Origin of the sequence: Paraflavitalea devenefica, from assembly GCF_011759375.1 — a bacterium.
GTDB classification, from domain to species: Bacteria; Bacteroidota; Bacteroidia; order Chitinophagales; family Chitinophagaceae; genus Paraflavitalea; species Paraflavitalea devenefica.
Genome location: NZ_JAARML010000002.1, coordinates 772,487 through 790,789, shown reverse-complemented (window position 1 = coordinate 790,789; position 18,303 = coordinate 772,487). Strand labels below are relative to the sequence as shown.

General features: G+C 48.8%; 13 protein-coding genes. 5 read left to right on the top strand and 8 right to left on the bottom strand.

The window, feature by feature from the left end; translation table 11 throughout:
- Positions 1-4: 4 nt before the first annotated feature.
- The 5 genes from HB364_RS12805 to HB364_RS12785 form a co-directional block, all read right to left on the bottom strand.
- The gene (locus tag HB364_RS12805) at positions 5-1,372 is read right to left on the bottom strand and encodes a YeiH family protein (RefSeq protein WP_167288365.1); all 1,368 of its coding nucleotides are present in this window, start codon (positions 1,370-1,372) and stop codon (positions 5-7) included.
- A 35-nt stretch (positions 1,373-1,407) separates the two neighbouring features.
- Entirely contained in the window at positions 1,408-1,860 is a 453-nt protein-coding gene (locus HB364_RS12800; RefSeq protein WP_167288364.1) for a c-type cytochrome, read from the bottom strand.
- An 82-nt stretch (positions 1,861-1,942) separates the two neighbouring features.
- Positions 1,943-4,279 (bottom strand): GAF domain-containing protein, encoded by a 2,337-nt coding sequence (locus HB364_RS12795; protein WP_167288363.1) that lies wholly within the window; start codon positions 4,277-4,279, stop codon positions 1,943-1,945.
- 305 nt (positions 4,280-4,584) lie between these two features.
- On the bottom strand, positions 4,585-4,932 hold the full coding sequence (locus HB364_RS12790; RefSeq protein ID WP_167288362.1) for a winged helix-turn-helix transcriptional regulator: 348 nt from the start codon (positions 4,930-4,932) through the stop codon (positions 4,585-4,587).
- Positions 4,933-5,005: 73 nt separating this feature from the next.
- Positions 5,006-5,851 carry an isocitrate lyase/PEP mutase family protein gene (locus HB364_RS12785; RefSeq protein ID WP_167288361.1) on the bottom strand — a complete coding sequence of 282 codons (846 nt, stop codon included), beginning with the start codon at positions 5,849-5,851 and terminating at the stop codon, positions 5,006-5,008.
- A 263-nt stretch (positions 5,852-6,114) separates the two neighbouring features.
- Here HB364_RS12785 and HB364_RS12780 point away from each other — a divergent pair, with 263 nt between their 5' ends.
- Positions 6,115-8,466 (top strand): response regulator, encoded by a 2,352-nt coding sequence (locus HB364_RS12780; RefSeq protein WP_167288360.1) that lies wholly within the window; start codon positions 6,115-6,117, stop codon positions 8,464-8,466.
- Between the two features lie 54 nt (positions 8,467-8,520).
- On the opposite strand, the gene HB364_RS12775 is transcribed toward HB364_RS12780, so the two are convergent.
- Together HB364_RS12775 and HB364_RS12770 are read right to left on the bottom strand one after the other, a co-directional pair.
- A complete protein-coding gene (locus tag HB364_RS12775) occupies positions 8,521-9,279 on the bottom strand; it encodes a LytR/AlgR family response regulator transcription factor (protein ID WP_167288359.1) in 759 nt (252 codons plus the stop codon).
- A gap of 27 nt (positions 9,280-9,306) precedes the next feature.
- Positions 9,307-11,106, bottom strand: coding sequence for a histidine kinase (locus HB364_RS12770; protein WP_167288358.1), 1,800 nt, complete (start codon positions 11,104-11,106; stop codon positions 9,307-9,309).
- A gap of 417 nt (positions 11,107-11,523) precedes the next feature.
- On the opposite strand from HB364_RS12770, the gene HB364_RS12765 reads away from it, so the two are divergent.
- Positions 11,524-13,026 (top strand): flavin-containing monooxygenase, encoded by a 1,503-nt coding sequence (locus HB364_RS12765; protein WP_167288357.1) that lies wholly within the window; start codon positions 11,524-11,526, stop codon positions 13,024-13,026.
- A 207-nt stretch (positions 13,027-13,233) separates the two neighbouring features.
- Positions 13,234-13,686 (top strand): hypothetical protein, encoded by a 453-nt coding sequence (locus HB364_RS12760; RefSeq protein ID WP_167288356.1) that lies wholly within the window; start codon positions 13,234-13,236, stop codon positions 13,684-13,686.
- Positions 13,687-13,739: 53 nt separating this feature from the next.
- Here the strand turns inward: HB364_RS12760 and HB364_RS12755 are convergent, their stop codons facing one another.
- Positions 13,740-14,786 (bottom strand): hypothetical protein, encoded by a 1,047-nt coding sequence (locus tag HB364_RS12755; RefSeq protein ID WP_167288355.1) that lies wholly within the window; start codon positions 14,784-14,786, stop codon positions 13,740-13,742.
- Positions 14,787-14,941: 155 nt separating this feature from the next.
- Between HB364_RS12755 and HB364_RS12750 the strand changes: the two genes are divergently transcribed.
- Together HB364_RS12750 and HB364_RS12745 are read left to right on the top strand one after the other, a co-directional pair.
- Positions 14,942-17,743, top strand: a complete 2,802-nt coding sequence (locus HB364_RS12750) for a M14 family metallopeptidase (protein WP_246228482.1) — start codon at positions 14,942-14,944, stop codon at positions 17,741-17,743.
- Positions 17,744-17,959: 216 nt separating this feature from the next.
- Positions 17,960-18,274 carry a c-type cytochrome gene (locus HB364_RS12745; protein WP_167288354.1) on the top strand — a complete coding sequence of 105 codons (315 nt, stop codon included), beginning with the start codon at positions 17,960-17,962 and terminating at the stop codon, positions 18,272-18,274.
- Positions 18,275-18,303 lie beyond the last annotated feature (29 nt).

The following is an 18,303-nucleotide window of genomic DNA, read 5'->3' as shown; positions in this document are numbered from 1 at the left end:
CCTCTTATTTTATATCCGGCACTGCCAGCAATATGCCGCCAAAGAGCAGCCAGGCCCATAATAAGGTCCAAATAATATTAAAGAGCTGGGCGCCGATAAAGGCAATGGCCGGGCGCCCGCCTTCGATCTTCACCAGGTCAGTAAACCTTGCTTCCAGGCCGATGGCCACAAAAGCCAGGGCAAACCACACCGTACGCAGGCTGTTGAGAATACCCCCCACCGATTTGGCCGTATCAGGGGGTATCCAGAAAGAGAACAGAAGGGAGGCTGCAATAAAGCCCAATACGAATTTGGGAAAGCGCTCCCATACCACTCCAAGACCCGGCGTTTCTGCAGGGGATTGTTTATCGGCGTTGGCACCCTTCCGGTATGTCCACCAGATGGCAATGAAAAAAGCAGCTACACCAATTAATACGTTTTGGGAGAACTTAATAATCACGCCCGCTTTTAATGCAGCAGGACCTACCAATGCAGCAGCGGCCGTTACAGAAGCCGTAGTGTCGAGCGTACCACCCAGCCAGGCGCCGCCCACCACTTCGGGTATGTGCAGTATTTTTACCAGCCAGGGCTGCAGCACCATCATAGGAATGGCCACCAGCAATACCAGTGTAGTAATATAAGAGAGTTTCTTTTTATCACCTTTAATAGCGCCACTGGCTACAATAGCGGCCGATACACCACAGATAGCCACTGCAGAGGCCAGGATCACCCCAAACTCATCGTCAACCTTCAGCCTGCGGCTAAGCCACAGCGCAAAGAACCATACCACGCTTACCACCAGCACCGCCTGCAGGATGCCCGGCACCCCGGCTTTTACAATATCGGTAAACAATACATTGGTACCCAGAATTACCAATCCCGTTTTAATAAAGAACTCAGAACGAGCAGCTTCCCGCAGCCAGTTGGGGACTGTAGTAAGGTTGCCAATGAGCAGACCAATGATCAAAGCGAATATGACATATTCAATACCATAGTAGTTGATCGTTTTATTACCGGCAATGATGATGGAAATTATACCTAAGATGAATACAAGGCCAAACCCTTTAAGGTATCGCCGCACACTACCACCTGATAGTGCAATGGCTACAGAAGACAAGACGGCAAAAAGGATTCCAATACCGGCAATCAATAATAGATTAGACCCCGTCAATACCTTGCTTAACAGATCATCCTTAGTGGCCCATTGGTAAACAGGCACGCTGAATTTAAAGCCTGTAGCAGCAAACGCAATGATTAAGGCAGCAATGATAATCGTACCGCCAATCAGCACTGCCCACCAGTCTTCAGTGAGGGAGGAAAAAAAGGATTTTTTGGTTGATGGCTGCAGTGCTGCACTATTCCGGGAAGCTGCAACTATATTCTCGTATGACATCGTAATATTAATAGTCTATTATTCAGGAATGGGGATCATTTCATGGAAAGAATACATTGCATCATTTTTTTCGCATCGGCTGCTGACAGATCGGGATGAGGGGTCATAGGTACCGGCCCCCATACGCCAGAACCTCCTTCAATGGTTCTTTTAACAAGCAGGCTGATATTTGCCTGGGTGGGTTTGTATTTCCCGGCAATCGCTTTATAAGAGGGGCCAATGAAATTCTCTTCTACCTTGTGACAAGTGGTGCAATCCGAAGTACCTATCAATTCAAGGCCTTCGCTTATAGTTGCAGAGTCTGCCTTCACGATGGCTTCAGTTTTCCTGGCTGAATTTTTCTTCGGCGCTTTGGCCTGTTTTGCATGGACGGGCGTGGTATCCGTCTGCATAGCTGTTATATTACAGACTTGTTGCTGTCTAATCGATTTACCATTGACTGCCATAATAAACATCAACAGGATAAGTGTTCCGGCAACTATTTTCATGAATTATTTGATTAGCGTTCCAGAAAAATACAAATCTTTGGTCAAATTGCTGAGGCATTTTATGGAGAGGCATTAATTTTATCTATTCTTTAAGGAAAGCAATTCCTACGCGCAGGGCACGCAGGCCAGTAACACCTTGCAGGTCTTCCAGTTCCAGTTCTTCGATATTGGGCATCAGGACGCCCGTTTCCTGGAGGTATTGCAGGTAGGGCATGTAATCATCGAGGTCACTGCGATGGAAATAAATAATGGCCAGTGTATCGGGCTGTGTTAACCGTTCACGGGTATGCCGTATATGGACTTTATCAATCCTTTTTTTGATCACCTGGTAACGGATATTATAAGCGCCTTCCACATCAAACCGTCTTTCATCAGCGCGGAAGCTGATATCAATGGTTTGATCATGTACGAAGATCAGTTGCGTAGTGTGTAACGGCACCGGCATTTCGGCTAACAGAGAGCGGGTAAGCCGTGCAATAGCGGCCATGGAGGAAAGCTGCCACAACCGCAGGCTTTTGAGGTGGAAATGATTGAAGTGTTTGCCGGGAGCGATGGACTGGCCTATATAGCAATCATATTCTACGCCGTCGGTTCTGAACTTCTCAAAATAACAGGGATATTGCTGCTGCAACTGGGCATTTTCTGTATCGAGGTAATTGCTCACCCTGTTAGTGATCAGTTGCATGGAGGTTTCCAACGCACGCCTGTTGGCAAAGACCACACTTTCATTATCCTGGATAACCTGCCGGTAATGTTCAATCGCCTTACGCGACTCCATATGCTGCTCCGCCAGGTGATCGAGCCACGCACTTACTTCCCGGGCAAGAAAATCATTGAGGCTGGCCTCCTCCGTAGCAGACAATATGCCCTGCGTCAGTGCCTGCTGCCACTTCTGGATGGTATAGCGCATTTGCTCCATCAGCATGGAAGGATGCAAAAGCTGCAGGTTGTCGAGGGTATTGTGCAGCAACTGCAGGTGGGCGCCGAGGTCGGCTATAATGGCTTTATTTCTTTCTACGCTGGAATTCCTGATATCAACGGCCCCATACAAAGGATAAAGTTCGCTGAACTGGATAGGATACCTCGCCGGCGGCAGTTGTTTTTTAACATGGTACAGGTGTTGCCAGGCGGCTTCCCTGAATTTCCATTGCACAGCAGGTTGTACAGAAGTATATTTTTCGCGGATAATGTCTTCTATTTCCAGGTTGAACTCATCAATGAATACCTGCAGTATTTGCCCGATGGCAGGCATCGCCGTTTCCAGTAAGGCAAAGCGCTGTTCATCAAATGTTTCTTCCCCCAGTGTGTACATACAAAGGGTGCCTACCATTTTTTGCGCATAAAATACCGGCATGGTAGCGAGGGAACATACACCGGCATTAATAAAATGTATCAGCCACTTGTCGACTTCCAGGCTTTCCTTCCGTACATCGGGCGAGAAGAAGGATTTCGGATGCGCGGCATAGGCTGCAGCCTGCTGCTCAAACTCCTCGGGGGTGAGTGTCCGGTCGCCCCACACGGAATATAAAATACCGGTTCCCCCTACTTCATAGCCATATACGTAGCGCCCATTCACCAATACCAACGGGAAAAGATCAAACTGGATCTTATTATTGCGCACGAGTGTTTTAAGAGAGCGGATCACATGCTGGTAAGCGGTTTCCCGTTCGCCCGGATCACGGGTAAACCGCACCTGCCGCAGGTTATCGAGTGCGTGGTGGGCAGTAATATCGGTGATGGTGGATACAGAGATGCCCCTGAAACGGAACAAATGCAGGGGAAGTATATTTTCCAGTGCCTCATAACCAGCCCCTTCCTGCAAGAGATTGCTCAGCTTTTGCAGGTCAAGCTCCGGCAGCGGACCAATGGGCGTAACATCAATAAAATCGGCGTTAATGTCAATCGTATAATATTGAAGCAGGTCAGTAGCAGGATTTAGATAGGCATGCGCATATTCATTCTGCCGCGGTGAAAACTGGTAAAGCTTTTTAAGAATAAAGGAATATACCATCTGCAGTTGCTCCCGGCGGAAATCTTCCGGCGTACGGTGGCGAAGGTCTATCTTATACGATTGGATCAGCTCATAAAAAATATCTGTACCATAGAACATGATGGGCAGCACCGGCGTCCATAGGCCCCACATAATGTCCTGTTCCGGTTCGGCAGCCGGGGTTAGACAGGCATACATCCATTCCAGCAGTTCCTCATAGTCGTAAATATTTTCCACCGGGATATCGCCCTGGGCGGCAGGACAGGCCTCTAAGCGTTCCAGCACCATCCGGTAGAAATGCACTTTGACAGAAGACTCCTCCGCCACCCTTTTTTTCAACCAATTAAGAAAGGGCTGGAATGAAAGGATGCAGGTAAGTTCCTGGGCGCGCCAGGCATCGCCCGAATAATCAATAACCTGTTTCTTCATGGCATGGATTCAAATTATGTTTTGTGTAGTAATTACACAGACGAGTATAAACAGGTGCGAAGTTACCCCCTAAAAAATGCACCTGCCTATTTATGAATACTTTAGTTATGAACAGGCGGATTGGTAATTGTCCCGGTCATGTGCTAAAAAAAATAAATCCGGTTTTCTTTTAGTATCAAATGCCGGAAAACTTGTTATTATATTAAAGGATAAGGTTTAATGGTTAACGAATTTGATTAGTGTTCGCCCTGCATTTCCATGCGGGGCTTCTTTTTTTATCACCATACCTGTATCCATTCTTCTGGCTATTTCCCAGCATCGGAAAACGTGCATAACATATCCAGCAGATTGCTTAATTCCGCTCCTCTTGCCGTTAAACTATATTCCACCCGCGGCGGCGCTTCATCGAAATGTTGTTTGCTGATAAACCCTTCCTTCTCCAGCAGCTTCAGCCGGTCGGCCAGGATATGATCACTGATATTGCCCAGTTCCTGACTGATAGCCGTGAAGCGGTTATGTCCTTCTTCAATGGCAAAGAGTACTTCCGTGATCCAGCGCTTGCTGAGCAGGTACAATAGCTCATTGAGTGAGCACTTTTCTTCCAGGAATGCCTGGTTAAGGTAATTCGTGGAGTTTACTTTTCTTCCCATCATGTCTGTTAAATTAATGAGCGACTATTAAAATGATCTATTTAGACTGATTAAACCGATGACCTTGCTTCGATCCTCATGATCTCAGCAACTGGTTTATATCAGCATAAGAAGTTGTTGCCTGTGTAAAGTTAAAGGTTCCTTTTCCATGGATCTCTTCCGCAGCACGCAGAAAGGCGCTGTAGGCAGTACGGGCCAGCGAGGACCCCAGGCTCACCCTTTTCACCCCGAGCCGGCCCAATTCTTCCAGGGAAAAACCGGTAATACCAAGTCCTACTACTATATTGACAGGCTTAGGCGCTACCGCCTTCACCACGGTTGTTATTTCCTCCCTGGTTGTTAAACCAGGCGCAAAGAGCACATCAGCCCCCGCTTCGGCATAGGCTTCCAGGCGACGCACGGTATCTGCCAGATCCGGACGCCCGTAAATAAGGTTTTCCGCCCTGGCGGTGAGCGTGAACGGAAAGGGCAGGCTACGCGCAGCCTGTACAGCCGCTTTTACCCGCTCCACAGCCAGCTCAAAAGGATAAATGGGGTCCTGGGGCCGGCCGGTGGAATCTTCGATAGAACCACCCACTAAACCGGCCTGTGCGGCCAGCAGAATAGTGTCTGCACAGGCCGCGGGTTCATCGCCATACCCATTTTCCAGGTCGGCCGCTACGGGCAGCGGCGTAGCATCAACAATAGCCCGGGCATTGGCCAATGTTTCCGCCCGGGTGAGCGCTCCTTCCCCATCGGGTTTTCCCAGCGAAAAAGCCAGCCCCGCACTGGTGGTGGCCAGGGCTTCAAATCCGAGCGCCGTGAGCATTTTTGCCGATCCTGCATCCCACGGGTTGGGAAACGCGAATATACCAGCACGTTCATGCAGGGCTTTAAATGTCACGGCTTTGTTAACCTGTAACGCTGTATAAATGGCTTCCATTTTTCAATAGCTATTTTGAGTGAAACTTCTTTTCTCCGCAGCGTCCCCTTTATTTTCCCCGCAGAGTCTCCCGTAGAGCTTGTCCCGCTTTGCGGGAGGACTCTGCGGAGAAGGCAACAGGAAAGTTACAGAATAACTCCGGACGGCCATCTTAAAATCCGTTAAGTCAGATGAACGTTTTATTAACCATTGCCTGTATTTTGTGCCGCAGCCATTAATTTTACGCCTCCTATTACCCGATAGCAGCAACGTAAACAGATTGTATGGCCAAATCAGTACCAGAATTAGCAGACCTTCAGCAACGCGTGGAAGCCCTCGAACGGGAAAATGCCCTGCTCAGGCGCGACCTTAGCCTGCTGCCTGCCGCACCTTCCGTAACCGTACCCAACGACATGCGCCCGCTGTTCGACGTGGCGCAGCAAACCGTACGGGAATATTTTAAAGATCTCCGGATGGACCCCTCCCATGGCACCATCGAGATCAATGAGCAACGGTATGTGCTGGTAAGGGCCTCCGCTTTTTCCAAAGGTTTCCTGGAAACCATTCAGCGGCTGTATGCCGATAAAGGGGAAAGCGAAGCTTTTGCTATTGGCCGCAATTTCCTGTTTGATTATGCGCATGTGATAGGCAGGGATGATGCCCGGGTATTTCACCATAAGATGAACTTAACAGATCCCATCGCCAAACTATCAGCCGGCCCTGTTCACTTTGCCTGGTCGGGGTGGGCTTTTGTAGATATATCACCCGAGAGCCATCCCTCTCCCGACGAAAACTTTTGCCTTATTTATGACCACCCTTATTCTTTCGAGGCTGATTCCTGGAAACGGGGAGGGATTCCATCGAAGGAACCCGTTTGCATCATGAATGCCGGCTATTCATCCGGCTGGTGCGGGGAAAGCTTCGGCCTCGATTTGACCGCTGTAGAAGTAAGCTGTACCGCCAAAGGCGATGCACGCTGCACCTTCATCATGGCGCCCCCGCATAAAATACAGGAACACCTGGAACGGTTCAATGCCACGCACCATCAGCAATATCAGTCGGGCAGCAAATACAATATTCCCACCTTCTTTGAGCGTAAAAAGGTAGAGGAAGAAATGGAAAGGTCGAGGATACTGGCAGAGGAATCGGCCAATGCCAAAGCCGATTTTGTGGCCAATATGAGCCATGAGTTACGTACCCCCCTGGGCGCTATCCTGGGCTTTACCGACCTGCTGCAGAAAACAGCGCTCGATGCTGTACAACAGGATTACCTCGAAGCCATCCATACTTCCGGCAAAAGCCTGCTGTCCATCATCAATGATATTCTCGACCTGTCGAAACTGGATGCCGGCAAGTTCCTTACAGAGACGATCCCTTTCAGCATACCGGAACTGATGCATTCCCTGCAGGTGATGTTTTCTACCAAAGCCACCGGGAAAGACCTGCGCCTGAGCTGCAGTGTAGACATGGCCATCAACTTTCCGGTACTGGGCGATCCGATGCGGCTGACGCAGATCCTCGTTAACCTCATGGGCAATGCTGTTAAATTCACCGAGTCGGGCGGCGTATATGTGAACTGTATTATACAACGCGAGACAGAAGAGGAAGTGGAATTATGCTTCAGTGTAAGGGATACCGGCATTGGCATTCCGGAAGACAAGATCGCCACCATTTTCGAAAGGTTTACCCAGGTAGATACCCATATCACCCGCAAGTATGGCGGTACGGGACTGGGACTGGCCATCACCAAACAACTGGTAGAATTGCTGGGCGGCACGATCTCCATCATCAGTAAGGAAGGAAAAGGAACCGAGTGCACCTTCATCATTCCTTACCGCAAAGCACAGGAACAACAACAATCCTCCACCAAAAAGGAAAACCAGCACCGGCAATTCTTTTCGCTTAAAAAGGTACTGGTGGTGGAAGACAACCTGATGAACCAGAAATTAACGTCCATCATTTTACAGAATGAGGGATTTGAGGTAACAATAGCCCGGAATGGCAAGAAAGCGTTGGAGTACTTAAAAGAAAAGCCGGCCGATCTCATCCTCATGGATATCCAGATGCCGGTGATGGATGGTTATAAGACCACCCAACTCATCAGGGATGAACTGCACCTTGCCACACCCATTATTGCCATGACAGCGCATGCTTTATCGGGCGAAAGGGAAAAATGCCTGCAGGCAGGCATGAATGATTACCTGGCCAAACCTTTTAAAGAGTCCGACCTATTGGATAAGATAGCTTACTGGGCCCTGCAACTGAACGGTAATGGCGCCTCACATACAGCGGACAGTCCGGTACCGCGTATTGACCTTTCTTTCCTGAAGCAGCAAACCAGGAATAACAGCGCTTTCATTCATGAGATGATCAATATTTTCAGGAAACAAAATCCCCGCGACCTTGCCCGCCTGAAGACGGCTATTGCCAAAGAAGATTTTAAAACGATCTATAAAACCACGCACTCCCTGCGCAACACAATTGGCTTTTTCGGACTGACGCCTGCCATTGGAGGTGAACTTTTGACTATGGAGAAGCTGGCCATGGCTGCAGAAGATCCGGAGCGGATAAAACAGCTATTTGAGAAAGTGAGCGTAGTATGCAAACAGGCAGTGGCTGACCTGAAGAGCTTTTAGCTGTTAGCGTTGGCGAAGCAAAAGTGCTAACAGCTAATACCTAATTGCTAATACCTACACAAGCCTTTGGGCCATCAAAGACAGGAATTCATCCTTTTTCTTGGGAGAGATCGCAATCATCGCATCATCATTCATCACAGCATATCCCCCATCGGCCTTGATCATTTTCTTTACTTCTTTCATATTGACCATATAGGAGTTGTGCAAGCGGAAAAAACCATACTCCGTTAACAACAGCTCATATTCCTTGAGGTTCTTGCACACCATGAGGTTGGCGCCACTCTTCATAAAAAAGGTAGTATAGGGACCTTTGGCCTCTAACCGGATGATCTGGCTGAGCGGTACAAACTCCACCCCTTCCGACGTGGAGAGGCTAATGGAAAAATCTTCTCCTGCCGGCCTGCGCACGTTCCTGATGAGCAGTTCCAGCTTATTCTCTTTTTCTTTTACCTGTAAGCTTTCGATAGCCTTGTTAACCGCCTCTTGCAACTCTTCAAAACTGATAGGCTTCAGCAGGTAGTCTATGGCGCTGAATTTAATGGCCTTAATGGCATAATGATCATAAGCGGTGGTAAAGATGACTTCAAAGTCGCGGTACTGTACCTGTTGCAGTACATCAAAACCGGTAGATGTTTGCAGTTCAATGTCCATGAAAACGATCTGTGGCTGCTGCCCGTTGATAGCCGCTACTGCCTCTTCGAGGTTCGTGGCGGCGGCGGCCACTTCAATGTTGGGGCAAAACTCCTGCAGCAGGTGACGGAGAAAATCACTGTTCATTACTTCGTCTTCAACGATTACGGCTTTGTATTTCATAGTAGTGGTTATGACGGTTAATATATTTTAAAATTGGACCTGTTCAAACAAAGGCTGTGGAATCTCAAGGGTGGCCATATTGAGCGTTGTGCCATTCTCCTGAACCACTGCTTTGTGCCTCGTTATTTTCCTTTTACTCTGTGCATTGAACAGGTCAATCCGGTGAAGCAGCATCGTATCATCACCATTCAACATGCCTTTCCTTCTTTCCAGCTTATCCGCCTCGCTGCGGGTGATGCCGTTATCCGTTACTTTTACTACCAGGACATCCTGTTCTGCCAGGAACTCAATGCACAGCTTTCCCCTTTGCCCGGCTTCCATATTCAGCACGCCCCTGTACAAAGCTTCTTCTACCAGGCCAAGCGTAAGCAAAGGCAAAGTAGTGGCTTCCTGCACACCGGGCGCCACTTTGATCTCATACTCAAATTTATCGTGGAAGCGGCAATGTTCCAACCAGAGGTATTCCGTCAACAGCGCCGCCTCATCTTTAACGTTGATGAACAGTTCATCACCAAAGTTGATCACTTTACGCAGGAAGGCGGAGAAGCGGCCAATGTATTGCAAAGTGGCTTTTTTATCATCGCCGGTGATGAAATACTGGATAGAGTTGAGTGAGTTGAACAGGAAATGCGGGTTCATCCGCGCCTGTAATATCTTTAACTTCAGCAACTGGTTCATTTGCTCTATCTGGTTATTCTTGCTGCTCAGTTGCCGGTTTAATTTTTGCTTGGTCTGAAAACGGTTGTACAGCAACAGGGATAACAGGACCACTGAGACAAACAATACCAGCATGATATTCCTGAACGAACGGTGCTTCTGTACTTCTACCGCCGTATCCATCAGCCTTTTGGTAACGATCTCTTTCTCCAGCGAAACCAGGTCCAGTGCCGGGGCGCTTTCCTGCACGTTCTCAAAAACCAGGTCCTTCACTTCTGATCCGAGGTACTTGGTAACGATAACGCCAGCCTTCGCCCGGAAGAGGTCCGACGCAAAATATTCATCTACCACATTCTTCCAGTCGGTATGCAAAGGCATGATCGCCGCAAATCCCTGCCGGCGGCTGGGAAGCACCTGCTGCCTTTTTACTTTTATCCCTTTTTGTAAAGCCACGATGTAAACCGAGAGCGGCACATAACCAAAGCCTTTATTGTCGGCCGCAATATGCTTCATGACATCATAATCCTGCTCTTTATAAATGACCGGCAGGCCGGGAAAGAAATTACTTTTTAACGACTGGACGTCTTCCGTCATGGTGGTATTGGCCATTGTATAGGCCTTCATCTCCTTTATTTTCGCCGTAAACTCCTGTGAGCTGGCATACATAGGTTCCAGGTTATTGGTCACCAGCACATTTAGGTCGGGCATATAGGGAGGACTGAATTGCACCTCTTTCTGCCGGGTCGGCGTTATAGAAAAGTAAGACCAACCGAATATGCCGGGCTGCACACTGTTCCTCACCTTATAATAAATACTGTCGAAAGAGCCGGCGGGTTCCCATTCAATGGTAAGATCAATACCATATTTAAGTTTCAGGTACGATTTCATGGACTCCATGATCTCATATTCCACCCCTTCCAGCACCCCTTCCTTGTTTACATAAATAAACGGCTCAATATCATCCCATAAGGCGGTAACAGTGCCTTTTTTATTCTTAAAGACCTCCTGCCAGGAATCGCCCATGCCCCTGATTGACTGGGCCACGGCAGCCGTGGCCATTGTCAATAACAGCACTACTACACTTAACCTTCTTACAATTCCCGGGCTCCTCATCGTATTGGGTTGATTTTGAGCAAAGATGGGGAAAGAACCATAAAACCGGCCCTTCATTTAACGAAACCGGGGTTTCACTTAACCGATTGGTGGCGTACCTGGCCGGGAATGTAGGGGAAGGCTCTGCAATAGCACTAAGATAGCCCTGGGGGTAGCAGCAAGCGCCCTTATAGATAATCAAGGGGTTATAATAGGATACAGCATAGATGCAGCATATATACAGTATAGATTCAGCATAGATACAACTTCCCTATATAGGTATGCTGTATCTATGCTAAATGATAGTTTAAGGAAAGCAGTAAAGAAGGTTAAATATGTAATAAGGCTCTTATATCCCTAACCTGAAGTACCTGGCTGCCACTTCCAGTGCATTCCCTTACCATCCGTTAAGCCATAGGCTGGTTTCATTAACTCTCGCTTCCGCCAGCCCTCCCCCGCTAATAATTTAGCCGCATCAATCAAAAAACGAGCAATATGAAACATGTAGGTATTATAGGCGCGGGCATCAGCGGACTGGCTACCGCAAAGGCTTTTATAGAAAGGGGGTACCGGGTAACGGTGCTGGAGAAGGGAGCCGACCTGGGCGGTGTATGGGAAAAAAGCCGTTCTTATGTAGGCGTGGCCACCCAAACCACGCGGGATGAGTATGCGTTTTCCGATTTCCCCATGCCCAAGGATTATCCCTTATGGCCTTCCGGTGTACAGGTGCAGACTTACCTGAACCGGTATGCCATTGCCTTTAATGTACGACCCTATATATGGTTCAATGTACAGGTGAATAACCTGCAGTATAAACAACCGGCCTGGGAAGCGGAGATTACCGATCTCACCAATAATACCCGGCAGACCCTGGTTTTTGATTTCGTAGCGGTCTGTACAGGCACTTTTCATAAACCCTATATGCCCGACTTCCCCGGCAGTGACAGTTTTATACGGGCCGGCGGACAGATACTACATTCCAGCCAGGTAAAAGATATGTCGTTGCTGGCAGGCAAGCAGGTGGCGGTAGTAGGTTTTGCCAAATCGGCCACAGATATCGCCACCCTCGCTGCCGACCTTAGCAAGAGCGCTACCCTGCTCTATCGCAAAGCACAATGGAAAGTGCCGCGTTATTTTGGCAATAAGGTGAATATGCGGTACCTGTTGTTCTCCCGCCTGTCGGAAGCCTTCTTTAATGCGCCGCATAAATCCGGCTTCCAGAAAATACTGCATTCTGCCGGTAAACCGCTGGTATGGGCGCAATGGCGCGGACTGGAAGCACTGTTGAAGATGCAGTTCAAGCTCAAAGACTGTGGCATGGTGCCGGAACACCGCATAGAAGACCAGATCAGTTGCAGCCTGGGCGTAGCGCCTGAAGGCTTTTACGAGAAAGTAAGAAGCGGGCGGATACAGGCGAAAAAAACGGAGATCCTGCGGATGGAAGGCAGGCAGGTCATTTTAAACAATGGCGAAACAATTACACCCGACGTATTGATTTTCGGAACAGGCTTTACACAGGAACTTCCTTTCCTGGAAGAAGGTTACCGCAAGCTGATCGTATCCTCACACGGACCTTACCGCCTGTTCCGGAATATCATCCATCCACTGGTGCCCCAACTGGGCTTTGTAGGTTTTAATTCCAGCCTGTTCACCACGCTTACCTCCGAAGTGGCCGCCAACTGGCTGGTGCGGTATATGGAAAACAGGTTACCGTTACCATCTGTAAAAGCTAGTAACGAAGAGATGGAATACATGCATCAATGGCGCCGGCATGGAAGGCCGATTGCCGCAGAGTTTAGCGGCACCTGTATTGCTCCGTTCAATTACATGCACCTGGATAGGCTGATGAAGGATATGGGACTGCCCACGAAGTGCACCCGCTGGCCGCATGAATACCTGAAGCCTATCAACCCGGCCGATTACCATCAATTGTTGCGCCGCAGTAAAAAGGAAGCGACTGTAAAACCGGTGCCCACGCCGGGATACCAGTTCTTTTAAAGTATTTGCATCCCAGCGGAACCAGCAACCAGTAACAACGCCGGTTCTGCTGTCGAAGCAAACGCCCACTCACCACTAACCACTCACTACTCACTATTCCGTTAAGTCAACCACGGCATTCATTAAACAACTATTCTTTTCGCCCTGGCATCATCACATCTTTGTATCGTAATCAATAACAATAATCATTTTTAAACAACCCGAATTATGAAAAAGCTAAGTTTAATCCTTTCGATGCTTGTATTTGCTGTAACCGGCAACCTGATGGCCCAGTCACATGGAACAGGCGCCGGTGCTGGAAAAGTTAATTATCAGGATTTCCATTTTAAATCCACTGAAGGTAAGAATACAGTGCGCGTGCCCAATGACAATGGCACCCTTACATTCGTAAAAAGAGGCGATCGTTTCAGCGATGTAGTATACACCGATGCAGCCGGAAAGGCTACCCGTCTCTCCCCCATTCAGCCCGGTACCGGCACTGCACCCAAGCCATCCTGTAAGTACCCCATACCGGATGCCTGCTTTGGTATTCCCAACAATCAGTCTATTGGTATGTGCATCTGCAAGCCTACCGATCTGAGCAGCGGCGAAGATTTTAATATATCATTGTTGTTACCTGCTGTACAAAAAGTACGCGAAGCAGCCGCAAGAAATAAATAAGAGGACCAAAAGGACGATGACTGATAAAGCCGGGGTAACCCGGCTTTTTTTAGCTACTTCTTTACCTGTACTTCTAACAACTCAACGATAGACTTTGGTTTATCACCAAACAGGTCATGCGGCCAATCAGGTTTGGTCAGCTTGTCCAGGATCAAAAACATAGCCAGCCCTTCTTCCTGCGACCATTGGTTGCGTTTCCTGCGCATCCCTTCTACCGCCTGACTAAAAGGTATTTTGGCCCCTGAAGGATGCTGCAGCCAATAAAAACCAGCAAACTGTCCCAAGCCTTCCATGGTAAGAAAAATATCGTCCAGCGGTTTCAGTATGGTCTTATCCTTTGTGAAATACGTAGCCTGCCGCTTCTTTAACATCGCTAATGCTTCCCGGGTGAGCTTTTTTGTTGCCTGCGTGTCTTTGGCAAATGCCGCCTGGTAAAATTTATTGGCCTCTGCCCGGAAGCTCCTGACGTAGTTACTGTCCTTTTGAAAAGTATGCTGTACAATATCATCGCTGAGTTCAGGGTCTTTGAACGTATGACTTTTCTCAATGGCATTCACCATCGCACCCATACCTGTTTGTTGACGGGTATGGGTGAACTCATGTAAGAAAACAGCCGTTACCAGTTTATCCAATCCCAGCTCTTTACTTTCAACACCGGCAGTTTTCCAGAATGCGGGAGCAGCCATCACAAAAAAAGGATGACCATTTGAATCAGATGCTGCAAATGACATTAATCCCACCGGCACTTTTTTACCATCAGGAATGGTCAGCTCTCCGGAAAGCCTGTTCCATTTCCAGGGCAAGGGCCGTCCCAATAAGGCAGGGCCTTCAAAAGAGGTGGCTGTATCAGCAGCACTTACCGTCGACGTTGTATACAGGAATTGATCATCATACAACAATATGGCAGGTGCTGCCGCGGGTGGCAGTTCAAATTTATGGGTGCAGACAAACTCCCAGGCGGAGAACCATTTGTCCACTCCTTCCATACCAGCGGGATATGCGACTTCCTCCACATTATTAATTATGGTTTTCTCCTTTTCTCCCTTTCCCTTACAGGCATACAGGAACAACATACCTAACAGAACAATGGATGCTTTCATTTTTCAATTTATTGAAAAAGTGTTAATAACTTACCATACAAGCCCCAAAAGACGCCGGTTAAAGAAACGTCCCATAAAATACCTGGCGAATAACCAGACTTTTGTTATTTTAAGCCCACATGAGAAAACACTATTATTCATAAACTTATCATCCAATGAGTTGGACAAAACGCTGCTTTACGTTTGCACTGATCTTTATGCTCACAACCGCCCTGTCCCGGGCCCAATCCATCCCCTCTCCTAAAGAACATTTCGGATTTAATATTGGAGATGATTACCAGCTTACTACCTACACACAGGCAGAAGCTTATTTCAAAAAGCTGGATGCGGCCTCCGACCGGGTGAAAATGGTGGACATGGGCCTTACCGAAGAAGGACGCACCCAATGGATGCTGATTGTCACTTCGCCGGAAAACCATAAGAACCTGGACCGGTATAAAACCATTTCGCAAAAGCTGGCCCATGCAGAAGACCTGACCGATGAACAGGCCCGTGCACTGACAGCAGAAGGTAAAGCGATCATTTGGATTGATGGCGGCTTGCATGCCACCGAAACAGTAGGCGCGCACCAGTTGATTGAAACCGCGTACCAGCTTACCAGTCGAAAAGACCCGGAAACAATACGCATCCTCGACAATGCCATCATCCTGCTGGTACATGCCAATCCCGACGGCCAGGAGCTGGTGAGCAATTGGTATATGCGGGAATCAGATACTAAGAAACGTACGTTACAGGGAGTGCCACGCCTGTATGAGAAATATGCCGGCCATGATAACAACCGCGATTTCTTCATGATGAACCTGAAGGAAACACAGAACATGAACCGCCAGTTGTACATTGAATGGTTGCCCCAGATCATGTATAACCACCACCAGGCTGGCCCGGCCGGCTCCGTAGTAGCAGGCGCTCCTTACCGCGATCCGTTCAATTATGTGTTTGATCCTTTATTGATGACCAGCCTTGATGCAGTTGGTGCGGCCATGATCAACCGGCTGAATGCAGAAGGGAAACCCGGCTACACACAACGTACCGGCTCTACCTTCTCCACCTGGTATAATGGCGGCCTGCGCACCACCACTTATTTTCATAATATTATTGGTCTGCTTACCGAGATCATTGGCAGCCCTACGCCTTCAGAAGTTCCCCTGGTGCCTCAGCGCCTGATCCCTGATGGCGCTACGCCTTTCCCTGTAACCCCACAGAAATGGCATTTCCGCCAGTCTATTGACTATTCTATTTCCCTCAATTACGCGGTATTGAATTATGCCGTACGGTACCGTGATGAGTTGCTGTATAATTTTTACAAGATGGGCAAGAACTCCATTGAGCGTGGCAGCAAGGATTTTTGGGGCCTTTCACCTAAGCGCATTAATGCCATTAATACAGCCTATCAAAATGACCAAAAGAGAAATGCCAGCAGCAGCCGTGGCCCAAGCGCCACTCCGGAAGCCGCCGGCGGTGGCGGACCCAGGGGAGCAGGTATGCCGGTACGTTATTTTGATTCTGTGATGAAAGATCCGGCCACCCGTGATCCACGTGGTTTTATCCTGCCTGCCGACCAGGCCGATTTTCCTACTGCTACCAAATTCATTAATGCCCTGATCAAAACAGGCGTACTGGTGCATAAGGCTACTGCCGATTTCACGGTGAAAGGAAAGAAATACCCGGCGGGCTCGTATATCGTAAAAACCAACCAAGCCTTCCGTCCGCACGTGCTGGACATGTTTGAACCACAGGACCACCCCAATGATTTCCGTTATCCGGGCGGTCCTCCCGTAGCACCTTATGATGCAGCCGGCTGGACACTCGCTTACCAGATGGGCGTACAGTTTGACCGCTTTACGGAAGACTTCGATGGCCCTTTTCAGCGTATACCCTATGGCGAAGCCCAGTTGCCCAAAGGATGGACTACCAAGGCCTCCGCCGGTTATGTATTGAACAGCGCCGCCAATAATTCCTTCCTCGTTGTGAACGATTTATTGAAAGCAGGTGTACCGGTATTCCGCATGAAAGAAGGCGTTACTGGTTTTGCGGCAGGCTCTTTCTTCGTACCGGCATCGGCCAAAGCCAAAGCAATTATAGATAAGAGTGTTACAGATTATGGGGGTTCTACAGGCACTGTCACCAAACGCCCCGCCGGCCTTAGTGTGGTAAAGCGTTTGCGCATTGCCTTATGGGATACGTACGGCGGCTCCATGCCATCCGGCTGGCTGCGCTTCCTGTTTGAACAATTCCATTTTGAGGCTGAGGTGATCTATCCTCCTACCATTGATTCCGGTAACCTGCGTTCAAAGTATGATGTGATCGTGTTTGTAGGCGGCGCTATTCCGGGCCTTACTGCTGAAGGGGGTGGCCGCGGAGGATTTGGCGGCGGTGGTTTTGGCAATCAACCTGCCGACAGCACTATTCCCGCCGAATACAAGGGACGCCGGGGCAGGATCACGCCGGAAAAGTCGGTCCCGGAGCTGAAGAAATTCCTCGAAGCCGGCGGCCATATTGTAACCATTGGTTCCAGCACCAGCCTGGCCTATCATCTCCAGTTGCCGGTACGCAATGCCCTGGTGGAGATGAACAACGGCGAAGAACAAAGGCTGCCCAATGAGAAGTATTATATTCCCGGCAGCATTTTGCAGGTAAGCCTCGACTCTACCCGGCAAGCCACTTATGGATTGCCGGCAGCCTGTGATGTATATTTCGATGCTAGCCCGGTATTCAACCTGGCGCCCGAAGCAGTAGCAAAAGGTACGGTAAAGCCCCTCCTATGGTTCTCCAATGGCAAGCCCCTGCGCAGCGGCTGGGCCTGGGGACAAGCTTATTTACAAGGCGGCGTAACAGCTTTTGAAGCTACTGTAGGCTCCGGCAAATTGTATGCTTTCGGTCCGGAGATCACTTTCCGCGCACAAACACATGGCACCTTCAAGATGCTGTTTAACCAGTTGCTGGGCACTGCCAATTAATAGAAATAATATATCCCCCAAAGAGACCGTACCTTCCTGGAGCGGTCTCTTTTTGCTTATACCCCTCATACTCACTGCCTTCTTCGCCCGCCGGAGCCTTGGCGAAGGTGGGTTCCCTCGTTGCCTTGCGGCCTTAATGCCTCATTGCCTTACTTTGTCGGTTTTGTTCTATTTACCCGCTTGCCCCGTCTATAGTTTTGTGGTAAATAATACAATATGAAACGATCATTAATATTTATCGCGGGCCTGGCAGGGATGCTGACCTTCTTTTCCTTTACCCCTTTTGAGCAAAAACCCCGGGCGGAGAAAACAGGCCAGGAACTGTTTGAACGCTATTGCAAACAATGCCATGGTAAAGATGGCACCCGGGGCTTATTTGGCGCCAAAAACTTACAAACAAGCCAGTTGTCTGATGAGGCTTTGTATACCACCATCGCCAAAGGGCGGAAGGTAATGCCGGCCTGGGAGAAAAAGCTGGATGCCAATCAACTGGGCCTCGTAGTTACTTATGTGAAAACTTTGCGTAAATAAATTTAAACGACATTTGATTAAACCATGAA